This is a genomic window from Deltaproteobacteria bacterium HGW-Deltaproteobacteria-2 (assembly GCA_002840505.1).
GTDB lineage: Bacteria > Desulfobacterota > Syntrophia > Syntrophales > Smithellaceae > Smithella.
Genome location: PHBC01000002.1, coordinates 244,475 through 245,480, shown reverse-complemented (window position 1 = coordinate 245,480; position 1,006 = coordinate 244,475). Strand labels below are relative to the sequence as shown.

At 47.7% G+C, this 1,006-nt stretch carries 1 protein-coding gene; it reads left to right on the top strand.

Annotation, left to right across the window (positions count from 1 at the left end; all coding sequences use genetic code 11):
- Nucleotides 1-1,006 (top strand): methionine--tRNA ligase (locus CVU62_05430; protein PKN38571.1); only part of this gene is annotated, 1,006 nt, incomplete at both ends.

Sequence of the window (1,006 nt, the reverse complement as noted above, 5' to 3'; positions counted from 1 at the left end):
TATTCCTAAACGGTCGCCAGGTCGTGGGCCGTTGCCCAATTTCGGGTTGTGCGTCCGAAAAGGGTTATGCCGACGAGTGCTCGCTTGGCCACCCATATGAGCCAAAAGAGTTGATTAACCCCACAAGCACTCTTTCAGGCGACGTGCCCGAAATGAGAGATGTTTCTAATTGGTACATTGATCTGGTGAAATTCAGGCCGCAGCTTGAGAAATGGCTTGAAACACTTCATGATGTTCCGGGATGCCGAGGTTTCATGGTAAGCGCAATTCAGGAATTCCTTGAACCGCCCACGATCTATGTGAAGCTTGATCAGCTTGAGGCCCTGGAGGCAGTTAAGGATCAGCTTCCCGAACATAAGCGCAAAGAAGGCAAAAATAAAACCATCCCTCTAATTTTTGACAGTCTTGAAAAAAGAGAGATTGCCAGCTCCCTGCTCACAAAGCATTCTATCAGGTACCGCAATGGAAAAACCCTGGTGCCGTTCCGCTTGACCGGCAATATTGAATGGAGCATCCCCTGTCCGGATATTGAAGGTTTGACCGGTCTAACTTTTTGGGTGTGGCCGGAATCTCTGTGGGCTCCAATTTCCTTTACTGCGACTTATCTTGAAAGCCAAGGAAAACACAAGGATGATTGGAAAAAATGGTGGTGTTCAAAGGATGCGCAAGTTTACCAGTTCATCGGTGAAGACAATATTTACTTCTACAGCCTCGCTGAGATGTCGATGTTCATGGGAGACCAGGGCAAAGAGTTCAGCTTTGATCCGGAAGAAGGACAACTCCAGTTACCCAAACTTATTGCCAATAATCATATTTTGTTCTTTGATAAAAAGGCAAGCAGCAGTGGAAAACTGAAACCGCCTATGGCGCGCGAACTGCTTAACTACTACACAGCCGAACAATTGCGAGCTCACTTCTTTGCGCTTGGCCTTGGGATCAGAAGTGTCGGCTTTCAACCCAAACCCCTGAACCCTGCAGCCAAGGAAAAGGACGCAGATCCTGTACT